1 protein-coding gene is annotated in these 1,253 nt (G+C 73.0%); it reads left to right on the plus strand.

Translation table 11 applies throughout. The annotated features are described in order from the left end of the window. Window positions 1-165: 165 nt before the first annotated feature. Window positions 166-1,253 (plus strand): hydantoinase B/oxoprolinase family protein (locus AC27VN_RS41795; RefSeq protein WP_490880562.1); only part of this gene is annotated, 1,088 nt, incomplete at its 3' end.

A 1,253-nucleotide genomic window follows, 5' to 3' on the forward strand; every position in this document is an offset into this window, starting at 1 on the left:
GCCGGGCCTGTGGGTCGAGGGCCCGGCGCTGGTCGTCGAGGACGAGACCACCACGCAGCTGATCGCGGGCTTCGAGGCACGCGTGAGCCGGCTCGGCGCGCTGGTGCTCGACGACACCACGGCCGTGCGGTACGAGGAGGAAGAGCACGCGGCGGCGGTGGCGGCATGAGTGCTGCCAGCGCGGCCAACACCGCCAGCACCGCCAATGGGCGCCAGGCGCTGCGCCAGCAGCTCGTGTGGAGCCGCCTGCTCGCCGTGGTCGAGGAACAGGCGCAGGCGCTGATCCGCACCGCCTTCGGCACGCCGACGCGCGAGGCCGGCGACCTGTCGGCCGGCGTGTTCCTGCCCGACGGCCGCATGGTGGCGCAGGCCGTGACCGGCACGCCGGGCCACGTCAACTCGATGGCCGACTCGGTGCTGCATTTCCTGCGCGCCTTTCCGGCCCCCACCATGCGCGACGGCGACGTGTTCGTCACCAACGATCCGTGGAAGGGCACGGGCCACCTGTTCGACGTGGTGATGGTCACGCCGGTGTTCCACGGCGGCCGGCTGGTGGCGCTGTTCGCCTCGACCGTGCACGTGGTCGACATCGGCGGCGTGAATGCCGGCCCCGATGCGCTCGAGATCTACCACGAGGGCCTGTTCCTGCCGCCGCTGCGCTTCGCGAGCGACGGCGTGCTCGACGAGTCGGTGCTGGCCATCGTGCGCGCCAACGTGCGCGAGCCCGAGCAGGTCGAGGGCGACCTGCATGCGCTGGTGGCCTGCAACGCGGTGGGCGCGACGCGGCTGCAGCGGCTGCTGCGCGAGTTCGGCCTGGACGACCTGCGGGCGCAGGGCGACTACGTGATCGAGCGCTCGGCACAGGCCATGCGCGCCGCGCTGGCCGACTGGCCGCGCGGCACCTGGCGCAACCACATGACCGTGGACGGCTACGACACGCCGGTCGAGCTGCATGCGGCGGTCACGATCTCCGACGACGGCATCCTGGTCGACTTCGCGGGCACCTCGGGCACGGTGGCGCGCGGCATCAACGTGCCCAAGGCCTACACCGACGCCTACACCTCCTTCGGCATCCGCTGCCTGATCGGCGCGGACGTGCCCAACAACTCGGGCTCCCTGGCGCCGATCCGCGTGGTCGCGCCCGAGGGCTCGATCGTCCATGCGCTGCCGCCGGCCGCCGTCGCCACGCGCGCGGCCATCGGCCAGATGCTGCCCGACCTGGTGTTCGGCGCGCTGCGCCAGGCCCGGCCCGA

Source organism: Variovorax sp. 20P10.2.4, from assembly GCF_058244205.1.